The following is a 1,669-nucleotide window of genomic DNA, read 5'->3' on the forward strand; positions in this document are numbered from 1 at the left end:
GGCGGGCAGGCCCTGCCCCCGGGGGCGGGCAAGCCCCGCGCCCTGGCCTGAGCCGGGTCCTCCGGCAGTCTTCGAAGGGCCGCGACGCGAGTCGCGGCCCTTTCGTTTTGGGGAGTACACCGAGGACGGGGTTTTCAGAAGCCGCTTACGGGCGGCAAAGCCGACCTGCTCCAGGCCGCGCTGCGCGCAGTGCAGCTGAAAGAGCCGCAAGTCCGGCTTTTCAGCAGCCTCGGGCCGCCTTGCGGCTCTTGTTCTTCCTTGGCGGACAGACTGTCGGGCAGGCGCTGGAGGCGGACGCTAGTCCACGGTCCGGGACCCGCGCCATGGGCAGGAACGTGCGCGGGCGGGTCTGTCCGTGGCGCTTCGTCCTGTCCCGGGAGGTCCGTCGCGGCCCTCCATGCGGAGAAGGGATATCTACGTATTTGTCAAAGATTTCCGCGTGGGCGGGGCTTGCCCGCGCGAGCGCTTTGATCTACTGCGCAGGTGGTTTTGGCGAGGCGGTGAGGGCCGCCCCGCGAAGGTTCGCCGCAGGCGGGGGCATCCCCGGAAAACCCGCGGGCGCGACGTTGCGATGTGCCTCAAGACGTACCGAGGGGGGGCTATGAACAATCTGCGACTTGCATGGAAGATCGGCCTGGGTTTCGGGCTGGTTCTGTTGATTCTCGGCATCCTGGGCCTGCTGGCCACGTCCCGCATGGAGAGCGCCCAGGAGAATTCCACGCGCATGAAGGACGAATACCTTCCGGAAGTCGCCCTGGCCGCACGGCTGGAGCGCCACGTCCAGCAGACGCTCTCCGCCATGCGGGGGTATTCGTATTCGGCCAAGCCGGAATACCACGCCGAGGCCCTGGCCGAGCTGGCCCAGGTGGAAAAGGCCCTGGCCGAGGCCAGGGAGCTGGGCGACAGGTATCCCAGGCTGGTCAAGCTGCGCGAGGGCATCGCAAAGGCGCAGGAGCGCCACGCGGAGTACGTGCAGATGGCCACGGACACCAAGGCCCGCATCGACCTGCAGGCCAAGGACCGCGCCGAGCGCGTCCGGCTGGCCGGGGAGGTGCTCGCCCAGTCCGCAAGCTTCCTGAAGTCCCAGGACAGCTCCCTGCGCGCGGAGATCGGGCGCGACGCGGCCAACGAGGCCATCGTGGAGCGCTACGAGAAGATCGCGCTCATGGGCGTCATCGTCCAGACCGTGGCGGACATCCGCATCAAGATCCTCTCGGGCGACTCCCAGGACGACGTCTCCCAGTATGTCGCGGCCCTGAGCCTCTTTCCCGAACTGGAAGGCAATCTGGACAAGATTCGCGGAAGCACCCACCAGCAGGCCAACCTGGGGCGCCTGGACATGCTGGAGGACCGCGTCATCAAATTCAAGCTCCTGGTGGGCAAGCAGATCGAGAACACCCGCGCCCTCGCCGCCCTGGGCGAGAAGCGCGCCCAGGCGGCCCGGCACCTGCTGGACGTGGCCCAGGCCGTCGCCGCCGCTGGCATGGAGCAGACGTCTCACCTGGCCGAGGCGTCCGACGCGGGGCTGGAAACCTCCGGCCGCCTCCTTCTCGGCGGGCTGGCGGTGGCGCTGGCCCTGGGCGCGACGGTGGCGGTGCTCATCACCCGGGCCATCACGGGGCCGGTGCGCCGCGGCGTGGACTTCGCCAGGACCGTGGCCGGTGGCGAC

The 1,669-nt window shown here is 69.0% G+C and carries 1 protein-coding gene; it reads left to right on the forward strand.

Annotated elements, in window-relative coordinates:
* Positions 1–601: 601 nt before the first annotated feature.
* Positions 602–1,669, forward strand: a 1,068-nt coding sequence (locus NNJEOMEG_RS20155; protein ID WP_173087271.1) for an MCP four helix bundle domain-containing protein, incomplete at its 3' end; no start/stop codon positions are given.

Origin of the sequence: Fundidesulfovibrio magnetotacticus, from assembly GCF_013019105.1 — a bacterium.
Lineage (GTDB): Bacteria > Desulfobacterota > Desulfovibrionia > Desulfovibrionales > Desulfovibrionaceae > Fundidesulfovibrio > Fundidesulfovibrio magnetotacticus.